This is a genomic window from Pseudomonas bubulae, from assembly GCF_037023725.1.
Taxonomy (GTDB): domain Bacteria; phylum Pseudomonadota; class Gammaproteobacteria; order Pseudomonadales; family Pseudomonadaceae; genus Aquipseudomonas; species Aquipseudomonas bubulae.
Map to the genome: position 1 here is coordinate 3,333,782 of NZ_CP146077.1, position 20,563 is coordinate 3,354,344.

Annotated in this window: 15 protein-coding genes, 3 pseudogenes and 1 riboswitch; of the genes and pseudogenes, 6 read left to right on the top strand and 12 right to left on the bottom strand. The window is 51.8% G+C overall.

The genetic code is table 11. The features are described 5' to 3' along the window. The first annotated feature begins 55 nt into the window (after positions 1-55). Positions 56-116: riboswitch (Fluoride riboswitch) on the top strand. A 137-nt stretch (positions 117-253) separates the two neighbouring features. Continuing rightward, positions 254-637 carry a fluoride efflux transporter CrcB gene (crcB, locus tag V6L81_RS15130; RefSeq protein WP_130871450.1) on the top strand — a complete coding sequence of 128 codons (384 nt, stop codon included), beginning with the start codon at positions 254-256 and terminating at the stop codon, positions 635-637. 165 nt (positions 638-802) lie between these two features. Next, entirely contained in the window at positions 803-1,333 is a 531-nt protein-coding gene (gene ppa / locus V6L81_RS15140) for an inorganic diphosphatase (RefSeq protein ID WP_095019787.1), read from the top strand. Between the two features lie 216 nt (positions 1,334-1,549). On the opposite strand, the gene V6L81_RS15145 is transcribed toward ppa, so the two are convergent. Next, positions 1,550-1,984: a universal stress protein gene (locus V6L81_RS15145; RefSeq protein WP_130871449.1), complete on the bottom strand. Its 435-nt coding sequence runs from the start codon at positions 1,982-1,984 to the stop codon at positions 1,550-1,552. A 67-nt stretch (positions 1,985-2,051) separates the two neighbouring features. Next, entirely contained in the window at positions 2,052-4,784 is a 2,733-nt protein-coding gene (locus V6L81_RS15150) for a cation-transporting P-type ATPase (RefSeq protein WP_338660109.1), read from the bottom strand. A gap of 917 nt (positions 4,785-5,701) precedes the next feature. Between V6L81_RS15150 and nhaA the strand changes: the two genes are divergently transcribed. Further along, complete coding sequence (gene nhaA / locus V6L81_RS15155; protein ID WP_130871447.1) at positions 5,702-6,904, top strand: Na+/H+ antiporter NhaA; 1,203 nt, start codon at positions 5,702-5,704, stop codon at positions 6,902-6,904. A 112-nt stretch (positions 6,905-7,016) separates the two neighbouring features. On the opposite strand, the pseudogene V6L81_RS15160 reads toward nhaA, so the two are convergent. Beyond that, positions 7,017-7,237: pseudogene (locus V6L81_RS15160) on the bottom strand (DNA mismatch repair protein MutT); the annotation flags it as partial. Between the two features lie 125 nt (positions 7,238-7,362). On the opposite strand from V6L81_RS15160, the gene V6L81_RS15165 reads away from it, so the two are divergent. Beyond that, the gene (locus tag V6L81_RS15165) at positions 7,363-7,932 is read left to right on the top strand and encodes a MepB family protein (RefSeq protein ID WP_130871446.1); all 570 of its coding nucleotides are present in this window, start codon (positions 7,363-7,365) and stop codon (positions 7,930-7,932) included. Between the two features lie 393 nt (positions 7,933-8,325). Here V6L81_RS15165 and V6L81_RS15170 read toward each other — a convergent pair. Next, positions 8,326-8,415: pseudogene (locus V6L81_RS15170) on the bottom strand (DNA mismatch repair protein MutT); the annotation flags it as partial. 276 nt (positions 8,416-8,691) lie between these two features. On the opposite strand from V6L81_RS15170, the gene V6L81_RS15175 reads away from it, so the two are divergent. Beyond that, a complete protein-coding gene (locus V6L81_RS15175) occupies positions 8,692-10,149 on the top strand; it encodes a TrkH family potassium uptake protein (RefSeq protein ID WP_198821535.1) in 1,458 nt (485 codons plus the stop codon). A 134-nt stretch (positions 10,150-10,283) separates the two neighbouring features. Here the strand turns inward: V6L81_RS15175 and crcB (V6L81_RS15180) are convergent, their stop codons facing one another. The 8 genes and pseudogenes from crcB (V6L81_RS15180) to V6L81_RS24215 form a co-directional block, all read right to left on the bottom strand. Beyond that, positions 10,284-10,688, bottom strand: coding sequence for a fluoride efflux transporter CrcB (crcB, locus tag V6L81_RS15180; RefSeq protein ID WP_198821537.1), 405 nt, complete (start codon positions 10,686-10,688; stop codon positions 10,284-10,286). Between the two features lie 16 nt (positions 10,689-10,704). Then, positions 10,705-11,007, bottom strand: coding sequence for a CrcB family protein (locus tag V6L81_RS15185; RefSeq protein WP_338660110.1), 303 nt, complete (start codon positions 11,005-11,007; stop codon positions 10,705-10,707). A 474-nt stretch (positions 11,008-11,481) separates the two neighbouring features. After that, positions 11,482-12,555 (bottom strand): ArsO family NAD(P)H-dependent flavin-containing monooxygenase, encoded by a 1,074-nt coding sequence (locus tag V6L81_RS15190; protein WP_338660691.1) that lies wholly within the window; start codon positions 12,553-12,555, stop codon positions 11,482-11,484. Positions 12,556-12,703: 148 nt separating this feature from the next. After that, positions 12,704-13,417 (bottom strand): arsenical resistance protein ArsH, encoded by a 714-nt coding sequence (arsH, locus tag V6L81_RS15195; RefSeq protein ID WP_198823145.1) that lies wholly within the window; start codon positions 13,415-13,417, stop codon positions 12,704-12,706. A gap of 46 nt (positions 13,418-13,463) precedes the next feature. Continuing rightward, positions 13,464-13,934, bottom strand: a complete 471-nt coding sequence (locus tag V6L81_RS15200; RefSeq protein WP_338660111.1) for an arsenate reductase ArsC — start codon at positions 13,932-13,934, stop codon at positions 13,464-13,466. Between the two features lie 432 nt (positions 13,935-14,366). After that, the gene (locus V6L81_RS15205; protein WP_198823143.1) at positions 14,367-14,831 is read right to left on the bottom strand and encodes a DUF3429 domain-containing protein; all 465 of its coding nucleotides are present in this window, start codon (positions 14,829-14,831) and stop codon (positions 14,367-14,369) included. 575 nt (positions 14,832-15,406) lie between these two features. Next, positions 15,407-16,084 carry a glutathione S-transferase family protein gene (locus V6L81_RS15210; RefSeq protein ID WP_198823142.1) on the bottom strand — a complete coding sequence of 226 codons (678 nt, stop codon included), beginning with the start codon at positions 16,082-16,084 and terminating at the stop codon, positions 15,407-15,409. 89 nt (positions 16,085-16,173) lie between these two features. Next, positions 16,174-16,473 (bottom strand): annotated as a pseudogene (locus tag V6L81_RS24215) (TetR family transcriptional regulator C-terminal domain-containing protein); the annotation flags it as partial. A gap of 375 nt (positions 16,474-16,848) precedes the next feature. Here V6L81_RS24215 and V6L81_RS15215 point away from each other — a divergent pair. Next, positions 16,849-20,562, top strand: coding sequence for a PAS domain S-box protein (locus V6L81_RS15215; protein WP_198823141.1), 3,714 nt, complete (start codon positions 16,849-16,851; stop codon positions 20,560-20,562). The last annotated feature ends 1 nt before the right edge of the window (position 20,563 follow it).

The window sequence follows — 20,563 nt, forward strand, 5'->3', positions numbered from 1 at the left end:
AGGTATCTTGATCTGTATAGGAGGTTATTGATGTCAGTAGCGCGGATGCTATAGGATCTTATCAGGAGATTGCATTCCTCCTTTAACCGCCTTGTGCTGATGATGCCTACGTGAACCCTGGACAGGGTGCGTAGGTGTGCCTCCCTGTCCCTAATTTAGGACAGGATATGATCTTACTTTTCGTGATTCGCCCATCTTACAGCGCTGTCCCTCTGCATGCTTGGCCCTCCAGGTTTGGTAAGGAGTGCTCGCCATGCTGAAATCATTGATCGTCATTGCCATCGGCGCCTCAGTTGGTGCTTGGTTACGCTGGCTTTTGGGTATAAAGCTGAACGCTCTATTTCCTACGATTCCTCCCGGGACTGTAGTCGCGAACATGGTCGGGGGTTATCTCATAGGGCTGACCATCGCCTTCTTGGCTGCATCGCCTTCGCTCAGCTCTGAATGGCGCCTCCTGATCATCACCGGATTTTGTGGTGGTCTTACCACTTTTTCTACATTTTCAGCCGAAACAGTCACCTTGATTCAGGAAGGAAAACTGCTCTGGGCGCTTGGCTCAATTTCGTTGCACGTGGTTGGTTCGTTGACGATGACCACTGCCGGGCTTCTTTCATACCAAGTGATTGGTACTCGCTGAGGGGATAGACATGAAAGGCTTTATGGTCGTTTTCTTTACTCAAAAAAACCGTCGCTATCAGGGAAAGATGTTAGGTGAATGGATCGTCGATTTGCCAAAAGAAATGAGCCCACTTGGGATAGATCCGTCCGACGCAACCACTTCTACAACATCGGAGGTAAGAACATGAGCTACGCGGACATTCCTGCTGGTAACGCGATCCCCGATGACTTCTTCACAGTTATTGAGATCCCTGCAAACCACTCGCCGATCAAGTACGAGGTCGACAAGCAGAGCGGACAGATCTTCGTTGACCGCTTCCTAAGCACACCGATGTTCTATCCGGCCAACTACGGGTTCATTCCAAATACGTTGAGCGATGACGGAGATCCTCTGGACGTCCTGGTGGTTTGCCCTTATCCCGTCTCACCTGGAGTTGTCATCCGCAGTCGCCCGGTGGGTGTGATGTATATGACTGACGAAGCCGGAGCGGATGCCAAGGTGATTGCTGTGCCTCATGAAAAACTCAGCTCGATGTACAACGACGTAAAGGAGTGCTCAGACCTCCCTGCGCTACTCCTCGCACAGATCCAGCACTTCTTTGAAAACTACAAAGCATTGGAGCCGGGTAAGTGGGTGAAGATGGGGCGTTGGGGGAGCGCGGATGAGGCGCGGGAAGAGATTCGCAAGTCGGTAGCTGCGTATATTCCCAAGTAGGTTTCACTCCAAATTGAAAGCATCAGCCGGGAGTCAGAACTGAGGGGCAAGTGATTTGCCTCTCAGTCGCTCGGGACATCAAATGTCGAGGGAACCACACGCATAGAAAAGTGGATGGCTATGCTGCGCATGACTCAACTCAATCAAAGTCATTCCAGAATATCGGCCTTTGATAACCCACTTATGGGGTCGCGCTATCATGCATTTGACGATTTCCTATTTGACTAAGGTGATTGGTATATCTGAGAGCTGAATCACCTTTGCCGCGACAGAGCCCAGAAAAATCCCTGCAAGAAAGCCGTTGCCATGTGAGCCTAGGATGATGTTGTTACATCCTAAAGAGTGTGAGCACGCCACGATTTGGCTTGCTGCATCGCCTTGCAAGGTGTGAAGTGTAAATGCAACCCCTTCCTGCTTCAGAAGCACCCCAGCTTTTTGTGAGCTCTCAGCACTTTTATCACCGTAGTAACGATCAATCTCATCCGCTCTCATGTCGTGTGCAATTCGAGTTGGTAACAGTGGCTGTACATTCACCAGATGTACCTCAACACTACCGCCCAGTAATCCGCCATCTTGGATTAGCCCAAGAAGGTAACGCACTGCGCGCTCCGAGTGCTCGGAGCCATCGACAGCTACAAGTATTTTATGCATTTTCTAAATCCTCTTTCAGTGGCATGAAGATGCTTGTCGTTAGGGGATTGCCAGCTTGCAATCAGTTCTACTCGGACAGGCGGATTCGAATCTGTTTTTCAATCTCGATGATCGCAAAGAGCGCAACACCGACCCCGATGATAAGTAGGCCATCAAGGAAGGGGATCGCTTCTGTGGCAAACACCTTTTGCAGAGGTGGCGCGTAGGTGATGGCGAACTGGGCCAAGGTAACCACTGCGACGGTCATCCACACGACCTTGGTGCCACGAACGCCCTTCCAGGTGAGCGATGTGCTGTAGAGATTACGAATAAAGAACAGATGGAAAATTTCCATCACGACTAGCGTATTCACCGCGATGGTTCGGGCCAACTCCACGGAGTAGCCACGGTCGAGCGCATACGAAAAAATGCCGTAAACACCACAGAGGAACAGAATAGAAACAAGCACCATATGCCAAACCAACGCACCGCTTATGAGTGGCTCCTTGCGGGAACGGGGCGGTCTGCGCATTGTGTTTTCTTCGGTAGGCTCGAACGCCAATGCGATGCCGAGCGTTACTGCGGTAATAAGATTAATCCACAGAATCTGTATCGCCGTGACCGGCAGTGTAAGGCCGAGGAGCAGGGCCACGATGATGGTCATGGCTTCACCCGCGCTTGTGGGAAGCGTCCAGCTCAGGACTTTCTTAATATTGTCGTAGACTGTACGCCCCTCGCGCACTGCAGCAACGATGGACGCGAAGTTGTCATCAGCCAGCACCAGGTCGGCAGCTTCCTTGGCGGCGTCACTACCTTTCCCCCCCATAGCGATGCCAGCATCGGCACGCTTTAGCGCTGGTGCGTCATTAACGCCATCGCCCGTCATTGCCACTGTCATGCCATTCGACTGCAGCAGCATGACTAACCTGAGTTTATGTTCAGGGCTGGTACGAGCAAAGATATTGACTTCCTTTACCGCCTCCTTGAGGGCGGCATCGTTCATGGAGTCCAGGTCTACACCAGTCAGCACCTTGTCGGGATTATGCAAGCCAATCTGACGACCGATTGCGGCGGCGGTGCCGCCATGATCGCCAGTGATCATTTTTACAACAATGCCCGCTGCCTGGCATTGTTGAACTGCCTTTATCGTCTCGGGTCTAGGCGGATCAATTAGCCCGACCATGCCCAACAAGGTTAACTTCCCTTGCACGTCCCCAAACTCCAACACAGTGTGCTCTGGCTGAACTGACCTAGCTGCAAACGCCAATACACGCTGCCCTTTTGCGGCGATGGTGTTTGCCTGTTCGTACCAGTAGTCCGCGTTAAGGGGCTCAGTCACGCCATCGGTTACGAACTGCCGCGTGCTCATGGCCAGTATTTGCTCTGGTGCACCTTTTACATAGATAGAAGCATGGCTATTATGGTTGTGATGGAGGGTCGCCATAAAACGGTGTTTCGCGTCAAACGGAATGGCATCGCTTCGTGGCCAGGTACGATGATCTTCATCGCTATCTATTCCGGTTTTTCCGGAAAACGCTAGCAAGGCTCCCTCCATCGGATCGCCTTCAACCGTCCATAAGTCTTTATTCTGGCGCAGCACGGCATCGTTGCAGAGACCTGCTGCTCGCCCCAATTCTGAGAGCGCAGGGTGAGACGATATCTCGATCAGCTGATCGGCAATCCTGAAGCCTCCCGCTGGCTGATAACCTGCGCCATCGACTGTGAAGAGAAGATCGTTCGTGACGACCGATGCGACCATCATTTCGTTGCGGGTCAGTGTTCCAGTTTTGTCAGTGCAGATGACGGATACCGAGCCTAGTGTTTCGATGGCAGGCAGGCGACGCACGATAGCGTTGCGGCGAGCCATTGCGCGAACTCCGACAGCCAACGTGATGGTAAGGACGGCGGGCAATCCTTCAGGTATCGCCGCTACTGACATCCCGACTACGATCATGAAAATCTCTGTGAACTCGTAGTGCGCGACATAATGGCCGAACATGAGCAGAAGGCCACCGACTAGCAAGATCAAGATCGTCAGCCAACGTGCAAAGACGTTCATTTGCTGCACCAGCGGAGTTGTCAGCGTTTCTACTCTAGCAAGTAGCGTACTGATGCGTCCGATCTCAGCTGCAGCTGCGGTAGCAACTACAACCCCTGTAGCTTGTCCGCATGTCACGAGCGTACCGCTGAACGCCATGCAGGTACGATCACCCAGAGCGGCTTTAAGGCCCACTGGTTCGGTATGCTTTTCTGCTGGTACGGATTCACCTGTGAGAATTGCTTCTTGAATTTGTAGTCTGTTCACGTGCAGCAGACGTAGATCAGCAGGTACTTTGTCTCCGGCTTCCAGCAATACGATGTCGCCCGGTACTAGCTCCTCACCTACAACGCTCAAGCGTTGGCCTGCGCGAATCACGGCGGCGTGCGGTGCCAGCATCTGCCGGATAGCTTCCATGGCCTTTTCCGCTTTACCTTCCTGGACGTAGCCAATGATCGCGTTTGCAATAACTACCGCAAGAATCACCACCGTATCCCACAGATGTTGAAGCATCGCGGTAATCGCTGCAGAACCTAGAAGCACATAAATCAGAATGTTGTGAAATTGCAGCAAAAATCGCAGCCACGCAGGTCGCCGTGCTACTTCTGGCAGGCGATTAAAACCAGTTCGGTCAAGCCGAGTTTGAACCTCGGCGGCCTCTAGCCCGACATGCTCATTAACCTGAAGGAGGTTCATTACCTGCTCTGCAGGCAAGGCATGCCAAGCCGCAGAGTTTGTGAGGGTTGGTGTTTGCTCAGTTGCTGCGTAGACCACCGGCTTCATCAATGAGTACCTTCTGTGTACGCAGCTCAACTGAATCGAGCTTGAGTGGTCGTGAATAAATCGAAATGCTAAAAAGTCGGTTATCGCTTTGAAAGCCTCTCAGCATACTAGCTGACACCAAGTCAAAAACTCACACAACCAACAGTCAGATGATTATTGACCCAAATCATGTTATTGGTGACCTGTAGTGTGACAAGATATTTTGCTGAGCAACCAACCTCCTTACAGCCAATAGCAGTAATCATATCGACAGGCAGACAGGCAGACAGGCAGACAGGCAGACAGGCAGACAGGCAGAATAAAAAACACAAACAAACACAAACACAAACACAAACAACCTATTATTATGATAATAAAACCAGCACACAATATGCCCTCCCCTGAAAACTTATACACCCCCTTTAGATCTCACACTGATCAAACCTAAAATCATCGCCCAACCGTACAAACACTTAGATTACTGAGTGTAACTATCGGACTGCACCTCATCCAGCTTTTATGACAAACTTTACAAACCGGCATTCACGCCCACACTAAAATCAATACCGCACACAATCGTAAAGCGGACGAGCAAAACCAATCCACTCTAAACAGCGATGTTAATATACTAAACTGCAACCAGTTACGAGTTACGTTCAAAACACAGGCTTCACAAACAGAGACTCTTCATGCGCAACCTGCAAATCACACTACATAATCAATAGATCGCTCGAGACATAAAATAATTTTTATTATTTAGCAAATGACCGGCGCAACTATTACAACAGTACTACCCAAAGCAGCAATTTCAGGCTAAATACAAAGACAGCCAACAAGCAACCTTGCCTTTAACTCAACTGTTTCAGGTTATTTAATACCACGCACTGGAGTGAATCAGATGTTAATATATTGCTTTATAAGTGACCCTAAGGATTTTGATGACTAAACATCAACCTGCAGCCGCCCTCCCTAGAGCCACCGCGATTTTAGCTCGTTTCCTATCGTCGGAGTCAGCCGGCGGTATAGTACTGATGGGCGCAGCACTGGCAGCCTTGATTGTAGCTAACTCGCCTCTGTCCCAAGGCTACTTCGCAGCGCTGCACAGCATATGGCTAGGGATGTCTGTGGAACATTGGGTCAATGACGGCCTGATGGCCATCTTCTTCCTCATGGTCGGCCTCGAGATTAAAAGAGAAGTGCTTGCTGGGGGACTTTCCACCTGGAGCCAGCGCGCCTTGCCTGGATTTGGTGCTTTAGGCGGCATGGTTGTGCCTGCGCTTATCTATATCGCCATCAACTGGGGTAACTCTGAGACCTTAAAGGGATGGGCCATCCCTGCCGCTACCGACATCGCATTCGCTTTGGGCGTCCTATCGCTCCTGGGCAAGCGAGTCCCTACTTCGCTGAAGGTTTTCCTTGCCGCCCTAGCGATCATTGACGACCTAGGTGCTGTAGTCATCATCGCCTTTTTCTATACCACTGGTCTTTCCATGCAGATGTTGCTGGTATCGTTTGCAACCCTGGTCATTCTGATCGCAATGAATCGATTGGGCGTCAGACGATTATTCCCATATTTGCTGGTCGGTAGCGTGCTGTGGTTCTTCGTGCTGCAGTCGGGAGTGCATGCCACCCTTGCGGGTGTTGCTGTTGCACTGTGCGTCCCTATGGGCAAGCCTGAAGAGGAAGTTCGGTCTCCACTTCTGTTCCTAGAGGAAAAGCTGCATATGTGGGTAGCGTTCGCTGTGGTGCCGATTTTCGGCTTCGCCAATGCGGGTGTTTCACTGGCCGGTATTTCCATGGAGAACCTGGTTGATCCAGTTCCGCTGGGCGTTGCGCTCGGCTTGTTGGTGGGCAAGCAGATTGGTATCTTCCTATTGGCTGCTCTGGCCATTCGTATGGGCTTGGCCAAACTACCGGAAGGCAGCAATTGGGCACAGCTTTACGGCGTTGCGCTCCTGTGTGGCATCGGCTTCACCATGAGCCTGTTCATCGGAAACCTAGCGTTTGCTGGATCAGCTCACCTGATTGATGAGGTTAAAGTCGGTGTGTTGATCGGTTCCACCTTGGCTGCAATAGGTGGTGTCATGATTTTGCGCCGCAGCGCTGTGCCTGCCATTGCCGCCGCCACGCTTTCCAAATAAGCGTAAGCGAGCCGGCCATAGCGTTTCTCACTGCTAGAAATTCTGTGGCCGGCGCATAGTCTGACGAAGTGTGGTTACCCTTTTCCATACCAAAAACTGCCGATATATGGTCTCAACGGCTGATTGGCGGCATCCACTCGGACGCGACTTTTTCAGCATGAACGTTTCACGCTGAATGCACTGCCCCATCGATGGCTCCCGACGCTGCATCACGGCTTCGTTATGCGATATGGCCTGATGCAGATTGATCCAGTCAGGCCACATTCCATTAGCGATTTCGTTACTTTCTATTCTGACGGGCTCTAGCTGGGGCGCTACTTCGCATAGATAAAAAGTAAGCGGCTGGCTACCCCACCTTGCGTTCACGGGATGTAGTAGTCGGCTTCGGCATGTCGAAGGGAGTAACATATGCCCTGGAATGGGTCGTGTGGTCATGAATCGTTTAGGAGTTGTTCCCGTTGAAATCCGATTTAGCTGAACTAGGCACAAAATATTCAGGCGTGGCAGACCCTTCCCTCGGCCATATTCCAAACGAACTGGTAGCTGCTATCCAAGATGTGTACAAGCCGGCGGGAATGCAATTGACGGATCTGGCTTTACGCGAGGCTGAGAGTCCCGAGTATAGTGCCTCCCGCTTTGGCCTAGACGGACACACCATTGTCTTCCGCGTGGCTAAAACAACGCCGACGAAGATTGGACAGTTCGTCACAATATGGAAGCGCCCGAGGTCAGGCAGCACCATTGCACCTCTCGATGTCGATGACGGCGTAGCTTTTGTTGTAGTGAGTGTGTCCGATGCAACTCATCGCGGACAGTTTGTTTTCGACCATAAGATACTGGCATCAAAGGGCATCATGGCGATTAACGGTAAAGGCGGTAAGCGCGCTATCCGCGTTTATCCACCCTGGGTCAAACCAGTCGCCAAAGAGGCCGTTAGGACACAACAATGGCAATTACGATACTTCCTTTCTCTTGAACAAAGCGGAAGCGCCGATTCCGTGCAGGTGCGTCGGCTATTTGAAGTTTAAGATCCTTAACCGTCACTCATGAGCGTTCTGGGTAAGCTCGACGTCCACCTATGGGGCAGCAACTGATCGATTGCTCGCAAAGCAACAGCTCGATGATCGCCAATGCTTCCGCCTGCCGTTTGGGCGTAGCTCCCAACGGAACGAAAGCTGTCAACGCCCCTGGTTAATGATTTCGGTAAAGTGGTAGTCACTTGCGTGATCACGTTGGTGTAGATGGCGATGCTGGATAGGTTTGCGCCCGGCTGCAGGCATTCCTGAACAACCTGGGCGGGTAAGAGCTTCGTTGGCGCATGGAGATCCTGACATTAAGGGCGATCGCGTCCGCTTAAAAATACGCGGACACCATCGCCCTTAATGGTGGAGTTCGGAAGGTGACATCCCCAGCCGCTTACGATAAAAATGCAATGTCATGTGCATCAGATCGTATTGAGGCTTCCGATAGGAGCGATACTCCTCGATGTAACCGTAATGCTTAAGCACCTGTCGTTACCTCTAATCAGGTCTAAACCCTTCTCAGTAAGGAACTACAAAGCAGAGACGCTCAGAAAAGTGCCAACTAACTGTCGCTTATTTTTTTCAGTCGACTTTTGATCTACTTGGTGCGAAAGGGTCTTTTGAGCGCATGACGGCTCACTAGAGTCTGCTAAAAGCTGGTGCTTCTTGCGTCCCTGATTTATTAAAAGATTTTACGAAAAATTTACAAGCCATAAAGGTGGAGCATCCGATACTGTACTGCGCTAACTCAGTAGGCTACTTTTTATGTCTCTCGCAGGACTAAGATTTATCGGCTTCATTTTAGGAATTTTTCTGATCACGCTAGCTTTAAGCATGGCTATCCCAATAATCACACTCATGGTCTATGAGCAGGACGGTGGCGATCTTTCGGCATTCCTGTGGTCAAGCTTAATCACATCTGTCTGCGGCCTTCTGTTGATCGCGCGGGGACGCCCAGATACCGCCCAGCTTCGTCCCAGGGATATGTACCTGCTAACTACTGGCAGTTGGGTTGCGGTGTGCATCTTCGCATCGTTGCCAATGGTGTTTATCAGCGACATCAGTTACACCGATGCATTCTTTGAAACAATGTCGGGCATCACAACTACAGGGTCAACGGTACTCACTGGTTTGGATACCGCTTCACCGGGATTATTGATCTGGCGCTCAATGCTACATTGGCTCGGAGGTATAGGCTTCATAGGCATGGCTGTAGCGATCCTACCGCTGTTGCGGGTGGGTGGCATGCGTCTCTTCCAGACAGAGTCCTCAGACTGGTCGGAAAAAGTAACGCCTCGCTCCCATGTGGCCGCCAAATACATCCTCTTTCTCTACTTGGGACTCACGGGGCTCGGAGCGCTAGCTCTTTGGGTCGCTGGAATGACGCCGTTTGAAGCGGTCAACCACGCCATGTCATTGATCTCAACTGGAGGATTCTCGACTTCGGACTCTTCACTGGGGCATTGGACGCAGCCAGCGATCCACTGGGTAGCTGTGGTCATCATGATTCTGGGTAGCCTACCGTTTACCTTGTATGTTGCGACATTGCGCGGCAACCGGCGTGCGCTGATTAAAGATCACCAAGTACGTGGATTTATTGGATTCTTGATTGTGACCTGGCTGGCCGTAGGGACATGGCTCTGTTTTCACAGCGATTACGGATGGTGGGATGCGTTTCGTATCGTCGCAGTCAACGTGACTTCTGTGGTCACTACTACTGGAGTTGCTGTTGGCGATTACACGCTCTGGGGGAGCTTTGCAGTTCTTTTGTTCTTCTATTTGACCTTTGTTGGAGGATGTTCGGGTTCCACAGCTGGGGGCCTCAAAATCTTCCGTTTTCAGGTTGCTGCGACTTTACTGATAGGTAGCTTAAAGCAACTAATCCATCCAAGAGCCGTGATTCAGAAGAAGTACAATGGCCATCCAATTGACGAGGAAATATTACGCTCGCTTTTGACTTTCTCATTTTTCTTCAGCATCACCATTGCAATTATCGCCTTAGGACTTGCCTTGATCGGCCTGGACTGGACAACGGCATTGAGTGGCGCGGCTACTGCGGTGTGTAACGTGGGCCCTGGAATTGGCACCATCATCGGGCCTGCTGGTAACTTCTCATCATTACCTGACGCAGCAAAATGGTTGCTCACCATCGGCATGCTGCTGGGCCGATTAGAGATACTCACTGTACTGGTACTTATCACCCCCGTTTTTTGGAGGTACTAATGATGATTAAGAAAGTAGCCATCTAAGACTCTGGTTGGTTAGATTTTAGCCAACCCATCATGAAGCCCGGATGGCTACAAATATACGAAATAAAAAGCCCTCAATACTCAAGGGCTTTTATGTATCAGGAAAGTTTAGTGCGAAGAGTCCGCTGCTGGTATTGGCAAGACCTTGGCCCCGGCTACGAGGCCCAACTCCACTGCAGCAAATCCGATGACTAGACTGAGCACTAGATAAGTGATGGACACGAACACACTGGCGGGATCTTTCATAATCTCCACGGCGCCAAAGACAAAGCTTGAGAACGTCGATAGGCCGCCCATGATCCCTGTGCCGACCATGACGTGTACGTATTGAGTGATCCGGTTGCTTTTGAACAGCGACGTGGCCACCCCCAGCAGGAAGGCTGCGACGATATTGACGACAAAAATATCCATGGGAAAGCCGTCGGCCAAGCGCGGCACTGACAGCATGACAACTTCGCGGCACATGGCGCCAAACGCGCCGCCGACGAAAATCAGAATAATCATGTTCAACATGGTGTTTGCTCCTGTGTCAGCGCGCCAGCCAGGCGCCGAATGCGGCGGCGGCCAGACCGACCAGTACCGAGATGATCAGATAACCGGCCGCCCATGCACGATCCTTCGCCTTGGCCAGTTTGGAAGCATCCAGCTGCATGCTACTGAACGTGGTGTAGCCGCCAAGAATACCAGTGAGCACGGCAGCACTCAGGAAGTCGCCGTAGCGGTCACGCCAGTCAACGGCAAACAGAATGCTCAAGTAACCGATCACAAAGGCGCCACTGACGTTGATCAAAAACGTGCCCAGCGGGAATGATCCCTTATAGAACTGCCCCACCCGCAGTCCGATACACCAGCGCAGCAAAGACCCCAGCCCGCCCCCCCCCCCCCCAATCCGACCCAAAAAACATCCAGCGCAGTCATGAAGTTCCCTCTCGTGCCTGTTGATAATTTCAGGGAACTCTAGTTGATAAAAAACGCGTAGACATGAATGAGGCATCAATCGTTAGGACACGTCGCCTGCATGGTAGGCAAGCCAGTACCGACATAAGTGGGGGCTGTACAGCCCTGTCCGCCCTCTTGCTTAAAAGCAACCGTTTCGGCTGAAAATATAGAAAAGTGGCGTGACCGCAACAGAAACCCGTGTTTATAAGGAGGTGCCACTTAGGGTTTAAGGGCGTAAAGTCCAAGGTATGAGGCTGACCTAATCAACGCTCATTGAGCATCTTCTGCGCAGAAGTACTGATAGTGGGCATTGATCCCCAAGCTTGAAGTCGTGTCATAGTAGGTGCGCTTGATCTACTACGAACCATCAGGCTACGCCCGCGAGATAGCTTTGCACTTGTTTGACCGCATCTCGTGCAGTACGGGTCACGCCGATTAATGTTGCAGAAGCGAGCCCCGTCCAATCGCCGTAACCCACCAGCCATAAATTGGGTAAATCAACACTTCGGTTTTCGTCCACTGCTACTTTGCCGTCCTGACCTACAAGGCCTAGGTAGGTAAGGTGGTCTAGCGCTGGAAAAAACCCGGTGCACCAGATAACGACATCCACCGTTGTCTCATGTCCTGACGGCCATACGACACCTGTCGGAGTAAAATGAGTGAACGGTCGTACCGCGTTCAGCACACCGCGTTCACGAGCCTCTTTTACCGATGGAACCATAACGATATCACCTAGCCCAGCTATGAGTTCTTTAGGTTCTGAGCCCTCCTGCTGGGCTTTCAATCGAGCCGTAGCTCGTTCGAACAGGACGCGGCCGTCAACCTGATCAGGCAGAAACCTTGGGACTTCTTGAGTCACCCAGGTTGCCTGGGCTACTTTGGAAACCTCGGCGTAAATCTGGGCTCCCGAGTTCCCCCCGCCCACGACAAGGACAGTCTTTCCCTCAAACCTATTCGGCCCTACATAATGAGCGGAATGAAGCTGCTGTTCTAAAAATAACTCCTGCCCTAAATAACTTGGAATGAATGGACGGTTCCAAGTGCCTGTTGCACTGATGACCGCTTTGGCATCCCAATATCGATCCCCCGAAACAACGCGCAAACCGTCTTCAATTCTCTCAACACGGGATACCCACGTAGAACGAATGATGGGAAAGTTGTATCGCTTTTCATACTGAGTCAGATAATCGACAACATCGTCACGGCGAGGCGTTTCTTCCGACACAGCAGGCATAGGCCAGCCTGCAATCGAACTCCATGAAGACGGGGAAAATAGTCGGAGTGAATCCCAACCATGCCGCCATGCGCCTCCTGGCGCCGGGTCTGCATCAAGTAGCACGTATGACATACCTGAACGCTTCAGAAAATAGGCGGTTGTAAGCGCGGATTGGCCACCGCCAATAACTACAACATCAAATTTAGAATTTTGATTCACCGCCATCCCTCCAAGCTCATTCATTCAGCTTCATTTGCATCGGTTCAGACTTTGCAGCCATTGTTGCGGATCAACGCCAAGGTGTTGCGAGAGGTGCCACACTACGTGCTCTAGCAAATCGTGATCTGACTCATGCAGTTCCCACGTAATGACACTAAATAGAGCGCTGATTGACACGCTTGGACAGCTCTTCTGCGGACTCTTTGCGCTCGGAATATCTATCAACAAGATAGTCCTGGCGATCCCTCAGAAGTAGGGTGAACTTCATAAGTTCTTCCATTACGTCCACTAGACGGTCGTAGTACGAGGACGGCTTCATCCGGCCTGCCTCATCAAACTCGGTGAACACCTTGGCCACCGAAGATTGGTTGGGGATAGTGAACATACGCATCCACCGACCCAGTACCCGTAACTGATTGACCACGTTGAAAGATTGCGAACCTCCACAGACCTGCATCACAGCAAGAGTCTTCCCCTGCGTAGGATGTACGGCTCCCATTGCCAGCGGAACCCAGTCAATCTGGGCCTTGAAAACTGCACTCATGGAGCCATGACGCTCTGGGGAACACCATACTTGGCCTTCAGACCACTGCATCAGCTCGCGCAGCTCAGCGACCTTTGGATGAGTCTCCGGGGCACCATCTGGCAATGGCAAACCCGAGGGGTCGAAGATTTTGGTTTCAGCGCCAAACTCCCCCAGCAAGCGGGCTGCTTCCTGAGTTACCAACCGACTAAAAGAGCGCTCACGCGTTGATCCATAGAGAAGCAAAATTCGAGGTTTATGGAGTGACGTCGTGCGCGGCTCCAGTTGTTCCAGCGAAGGGATATCGATCAGGCCGTCGAGTACGTTCGGCAATGCCTCTTGCATATAAACTCTTGCAGCGGCGCCAAGCTGGCACCACCTCTGTTGATCTTTAAAGCGTACCGATACGGTTCAGTTCAGCTTTGAGCTCGTCAGCGCTCATGGTTTGCAGCGGCAGCGTAAGGAACGTGACAACACGCTCACGAATTTTGTCGAGAGTGACGTCAAACGCCGCCGTAATCTCGGACTCTGTGCCTTTGGCTTCGGACGGGTCGACCAAGCCCCAATGCGCCTTCAAGGCTGGCCCGAAAAAGATTGGGCACGCCTCACCCGCAGCCCGATCACAAACGGTAATAACGATATCTGGAGGGGAGCCTTCAAAAGCATCCGAAGCCTTGCTGCTCAATCCCACCGTGGAGATACCGACCGCCTCCAGCGTTTGCAAAGCTCTTTGATTCACTCGACCACTGGGAAAGCTACCCGAGCTAACCGCTTCTACGCCTTCAGGTGCTAGGTGGTTTAACAGCGCCTCAGACAGAATGCTTCGGCAGCTGTTGTGGGTGCACATAAACAAGACTTTCATCAAATAATTCCTTGATTCAGAAACTGAGGCGCAATGCCAGGGCGCACAGGGTGACGACGAGGATAGGTAAGGTCAGCACTTATCCCTATTTTGAAGTAGTACCCCCAGCTGATAGTGCACGAGCCACTTCGTGTCTCGACCATCCATCACGCCTGCGCGCTCCGCTTGCCCCCAGCAGCAGATGTCTGCACCTCCACGCTAACATGAATGTAGATTTCATCCTCTGTAGCTTTAAAACATTTTGCCACCCGTGCCTTCAGCTTCGGAGCCAACAGGTACAAACCTCCCACCTTACGATCCAGAAACAGTACATCAACAGGTGGTGTGTGCCAGAAGTCGCGGTCGGCACCTAGTTCCCAGCCGGCATCACACAGGCGTACGGCTAGGTCAGACGTCGCGAAGTCACGGGCAACGAGCCGGGCACACGAGGCTTCATAAATGAAGCGCCTCAACCATCGCGGCAAGAAGCAAGCAGACGCTAGCCACGAGGGTAAGCCGTAATCGCATCGGTAGGTACCAGCCGGGCAAGCTTATAACCCGCAACAGCTTCCTGTCCTGCAGAAGGTGGACAACTAAGCCGATGACCAACAGCAAGCAGCCCAATGACATTGGCAGTAACGTAGCAATCCAAGCAATAAGCGCAGGAATGACACTCCAGATGAACCGGTCTCTGCCCTGCTCGGCGCTCATATCTTGCACGGTCATAGCGAAGCCCCAGTGTAAGGCGCCGACGAAGCTCAGGATGACTGCGCCATAGTTAACAAGCGCAATCGCAAACAACGGCCGATAGTCGAGAGAGAACGGGATCAGTAGCGCCAGAAAAATAAACGGCAACAGACCTCCATAACCCAGCAGGCTGACGTGCTTTGGCGGAGAGGTTGAAGGCAACACGTTCATTTGTATTCCTTGCAGTGAGCGACACTCAAGACTGTAGGCCCAAAAGCCTCGCTTGGGAGAGATATTGATGGCGAGGTGGGCTATATGACTGCAGCCCTGAGCTGTTCCAAACTTCGTTTATCTGTTACGCAAACGTTCAGCACAAACTCGCGCTTAGCGGAGGCAGGGATCAAATTTTAAACTGCATCAGCTTTCCTCGCGTTGCTTACCCTAGCTACGCTGGAAATTGTCGCTCTGGCTGCAGGCACTCCTGGACGACCTGAGCTTTGAACGATTTAAGATCAGAGCTTCGTTGGCGCATGAAAAACCTAGCGAAGGGGTGATAGCGTCCGCTTAAAAATACGGGGAGACCATCGCCCTAAATACTGGATTTCGGTAAAGCACTGTGAATAGGTAAAGGCAGCACGGTACGGGCCCCTTTTAGGGGCCCGCAGTCTTGAACCGAGCAAATTGCTCCACTTTTACCAATGCTCACTGGAGCAATGACTTGCGAAAGCCCGGAGGCCTAAAAGTAAATTAAACATGTACCCATAGGCAGGAATCCAGCAATGCCAGTCGATCATGATCTGGCCCGTCTACTGAGTAATCTGAGGGAACATTGCCTTACGTGCGTCAGCATCCATCTCGGTCTTGTAACTGTGCAGGGTCTTCAGCTCTTCGGTTCGCTGTGCTGCCGGTCGAGCATTGATGCCATCAAGGAACCGTTTTACGTTTGGAAGTTTTACCCAAGCGTAATCACCTAGGATGAAAGGTACCGCACGCGCCCAACCCCATACGGCCATGTCAACCAGCGTGTACTCACTTCCGAGCATATAAGGCTGTTTGGCCAGGTGCTCGTTGATAATCGTCCAGTGACGCCAGGCTTCGAAGGTGTAGCGGGTAACGGCGTAGTCTTTTGGCTCGGGTGCGAAGTGCTTAAAGTGAACAGCCTGTCCAGAGTAAGGGCCGATACCGGTCGCGACAAACATGAGCCAGGAATACATCTCACCTCGCGCTTTGAGATTGTCAGCAGGCAGGAACATCCCTGTCTTTTCGGCTAGATAGAGCAGTATGGCGTTGCTGTCGAATACCACGTTGTCACCATCAACCAGAGCCGGTGTCTTGGCATTCGGATTGATCTTAAGAAACGCCGGATCGTGCTGTTCACCCTTGCGCGTATCAACAGGGATGAGTTCGTACTCAAGGCCTGACTCCTCCAAGAAAAGCGCAACCTTGGCGGGGTTAGGAGACGGGTGATAGTAGAGCTTGAACATATTGATTCCGTGCAGTGGTTTTCAGAGAACATCGCTAAAGCCAAGGGAGGAAGATCAAAGCTTTTGATTGCAATACTAATGGCGACTGTTACAGACGCAGCATCGAGATTAATCCGTGCCAAAACTCGAATGCCCAGCAACACACTGAGCAAATGATGCGCCCCCAGCTTCACATCAATCTCCAAAGAATCGACAGATTGCATGCGGAAGGTTTGCAGGCTGCCTTCAAAAAAACTGCGAATGGCCTCGAATTCTTCTGCGACGGCCTGTTGCAAATCCGTGTCTTCTGCATTTGCCTCGAGGGCAGAATTCACCAGCAGACATCCACGATGAAAAGGATCGTTCAGTGTGCGACTCAACACCTCTGCAAAGAATCCAGTTATGGCCATTCCAGCTTTTGGAAGAGTTTCAAGGCGCCGAGTTCGATCACGCACACTGCACTCTAGATAGTGCACGAGGGCGCGACGTTCAGAATAGCTCTGGATTAAGGCTTCAGACGCGGGGCGGCACTATCACGCTATATCGATGATGACGCCGTCCCCATTGTGCTATTAATAACCAAGGCATTTATCCTTACCTGGATCCAGATCATAAGGTTCTTTAGGTAAACGCCTACCATATCACCCTAGCCCACACACCTGCGTAGCTCCAACGCTCGCGAGCCCAAGAACCCCAACTAACTAAAAACCTGATGGGCCGATGTTTATCAAGCAGCACTGCACGGACAGCTTGATTCGAAACACAACCTTCAGAAGGATTGTTCTATGCGCGGAGCACCCTACCGGCAAAACGAGGATCAGACTCTGCTTGCGCTGGAGGCACTTGAGGTGCTCGATACGGCTGCTGAAGCGGAGTTTGAAGCAATTGTGCATGCCGCATCGGTTGTGTGCCGCGTACCCATTTCACTTATAAGTTTGATCGACGAGCGCAGGCAGTGGTTCAAAGCCCGTGTGGGGCTACCCAATGTCATGGAGACAAACCGAGACATTGCCTTCTGCGCGCACACGGTTCTGGGAGACGAACTGTTTGAGGTGCCCGACACCCTTAGCGACCCACGCTTTATAGACAACCCCTTGGTGACGGGAGACCCAAATATTCGTTTTTACGCGGGAGCGCCTTTGCGACTGAGCTCCGGCGAGCGGATCGGTACACTATGCGTTATTGATCGCACACCTCGGTGGCTGACTTCAGAGCAGCGCGAAACACTCAAGGCTCTTTCGGTTGCAGTGGTCAAGAGTCTTGAAGGTCGCGCCGCAGCTCGGCAGCTCAAACAGTCCACCTTGATGAATGCTAGAGCCGCCACGGTACTTGAACATAGTGCCGATGCTGTTATCGGATTGTCGGTAACAGGCAAAATAGAACGCTGGAACCCAGCGGCCACTCGCCTATTTGGCTACGAAGCAGCGGAAGCGATTGGACAGTCCCTCAGTCTACTCATCCCAGAAGCAGATCTTGCACAAAAGGCGACCAGGATCCTGCGTAGGGAGCAAACGCGGCATTTCACCTATGAAGCTGTGCGCAAACGTCAGAATGGCAAGCTTCTAGACGTATCGGTAACCGTTGTGCAAGAGATCGACGTTGACGGCACCCTGTTGGGATCGACTAAGTTTGTGCGCGACATCACAGCACGTAATCGAATCGCGAGCGACTTGGCCCAAGTGGCAGCAGATTTGCGCTTAGTTACAGATAACTCTCCATCCATGATGGCCTACTGGAATAGGGATTTGACCTGCCGGTTTGCCAACCGAGCCTACCGTTCCTGGTTCGGCAGAGATCCCTCAGAGCTTATAGGGAAACCTATCTGGGACTTGCTGGGGGCAGAGCTTTTCGAACGCAACAAACCACATATTGAAGCCGTTCTATCAGGTGTGCCGCAAAATTTCGAGCGTGAGATTCCGGGGCCAAGTGGTATTTCTCGCCACAGCATCGCGAACTATATTCCTGACATCGTCGACGGTGACGTTAGGGGGTTTCTCGTTGAGGTCACAGATGTCACGTCGCTGAAAAACTCCCAGTTGGCGCTTCACGAGGCTACTGCCTCAATGCGGCAGGCACAGCGTTTGGGTCAGATAGGAAGCTGGGAGTGGGAAATCGCTACAGATACTACAACATGGTCACCCGAACTCTACCGCATCATGGGTTTCTCACCGACAGCTAAGCCTCCCGGCACTAAAGAGCTATCTCATCTGTATCAGCCTGAAAGCTACGCCCGGCTGCAAGAAGCTATTACGCATGCTAAGAAGTCCCAACAGTCTTTCAGAATCGAAGTTGAGATCGTCAGACCCGGTGGTGAAAAGCGCATTTTGGATGCACGAGCAGAGCCTATAATCGATAACACTGGGTCGATGGTTGCGCTACGCGGCACAAGTCAGGACATTACTGAGCGAAAGCAATCCGAAGATCTACTACGTCGCTCTGAAAGCTTTCTTGCCCGTACCGGCGCACTCGCTGGTGTGGGTGGTTGGGAAGTTGATTTGGTAACGGGAGATGTGAAGTGGTCAGACCAAGTCTGTCACATCCATGGATTGCCATCAGGTCATCAGCCCACATTAGAAGAAGGCATATCCTATTACTTGCTAGACTCTAGAGCGCGTATCCAGCAGGCAGTCAACATCGCCATAGCCGGAGGGGGCGGCTTTGACCTTGAGTTACAAATCATGCGCAGTGACGGCGAGCACCGATGGATCAGAACAGTGGGCGCAGTGGAGCTCGTCAATAGTCGCCCCACGAGGTTGGCTGGCGCAATCCAGGACATCACAGAAAGCCACTATCTAGCGATACAAGTTGCACAGCAGCATGAGCTGATGCGAGTCACCTTGCAATCCATTGGCGACGCAGTGATCACTACCGACAAAGATGCTTTGGTTACCTGGCTGAATCCTGTCGCCGAGCGTCTGACCGGCTGGACTGCCGTTCAAGCTCGTGGTCGGCTACTTGAGCAAGTCTTTAACATCATCAAAGAGGATACACGTCTACCTGCAGAGAGCCCGGTCAGTATCTGTTTGCAGCAAGATAAGGTGACAGGACTCAGGTACAACACTGTACTGGTATCTCGTAGCGGTGATGAGTTCGGTATTGAGGATTCTGCTTCGCCCATCCGCAACGAGTTGGGAGAGCTGCTGGGGACGGTTCTGGTCTTCCATGACGTGACCGAGCAGCGCCGGCTTAGTAGTGAGATAAATTATCGAGCCACACATGATGCGCTGACCGGATTGGTGAACCGGCTTGAGTTTGAAGTTCGGCTGGAGCATGCGCTTTCAGAATGCAAAGACAGCGATAGTGAACACGCCCTGATGTTCATCGACTTAGATAGATTCAAGCTGGTTAACGATGCCTGTGGACATGCGGCGGGAGACTTACTATTGCAGCGAGTATCGCGTTTACTAAGCGATGCAGTGCGCGGCGGAGACACTGTTGCAAGGATGGGAGGCGATGAGTTCGCCGTGTTGCTGGAAAATTGCACGATAGAACACGCTCAGAAAATTGCGCAGCAGATGTGCGACCTAATGGTTGACTTTCGCTTCTTGTACGATGGCAAGAGCTTTCAAGTCGGGACAAGTATAGGACTGGTACCCGTGGATGGACGCTGGGATTCTATCTCGGCCATCATGCAGGTAGCGGATAGCTCCTGCTATGCGGCCAAAAGTGCAGGCCGCAACCGCGTCCACGTCTCGTTTAATAGCGACACTGTTCTGGAAGCACATTCTGGCGATATGCAATGGGTGACACGCATAGAGCAGGCGCTTGCTGAAAACCAGCTCGTTCTCTACGCGCAGCGAATTTTTCCCTTGGGTAGTGAGTCGCGGTTGCTACTTGCAGAAGTGCTCATTCGTATGCGTGAAAACGACGGCAGTATTATGACGCCCTGCTCTCTCTTGGCGGCTGCCGAGCGCTTTAACCTGGCTAGCAATATCGACAAATGGGTGCTCAGGCGCACCATTACACTGCTAAAGGCACTCCCGACACTGGATAATATAGAAATGCTCTCCTTGAGCTTTTCAGATCAATCAGTGAGTGACCGAGCTTTACATTACGAGGTCTTTCAGATCCTCGAGGAAGCAGGCGAGGCAATATGCAAGCTGCTCTGCATCCAATTTAAAGAAACAACCGTCATCAATCACTTGGCCGATGTCAAACACTTCATAGGGCATGCAGGCAAATTGGGTATCCGTATCGCACTAGACAATTTCGGAGCTGGCGCTACTTCATTCGGCCACCTCAAGTTACTGCGCATCGACGAGTTAAAGGTCGATGGTCAGTTCATGCGCGACCTACTCACCGATCCGCTTAACGACGCTGCGATGCGTTTTTTTGTGACCGTGGCCAAAGCGACGAAAGCCAAGACAGTAGCGAAATTTGTAGACAGTGCCGAGGTGCTAGCGCTAATCCGCGAAATGGGTATCGACTATGCGCAGGGTGATTATCCTCACCAGCCGGAGCCTATTGAGGCACTCTTTAACGACATGACTCACCGTTAGT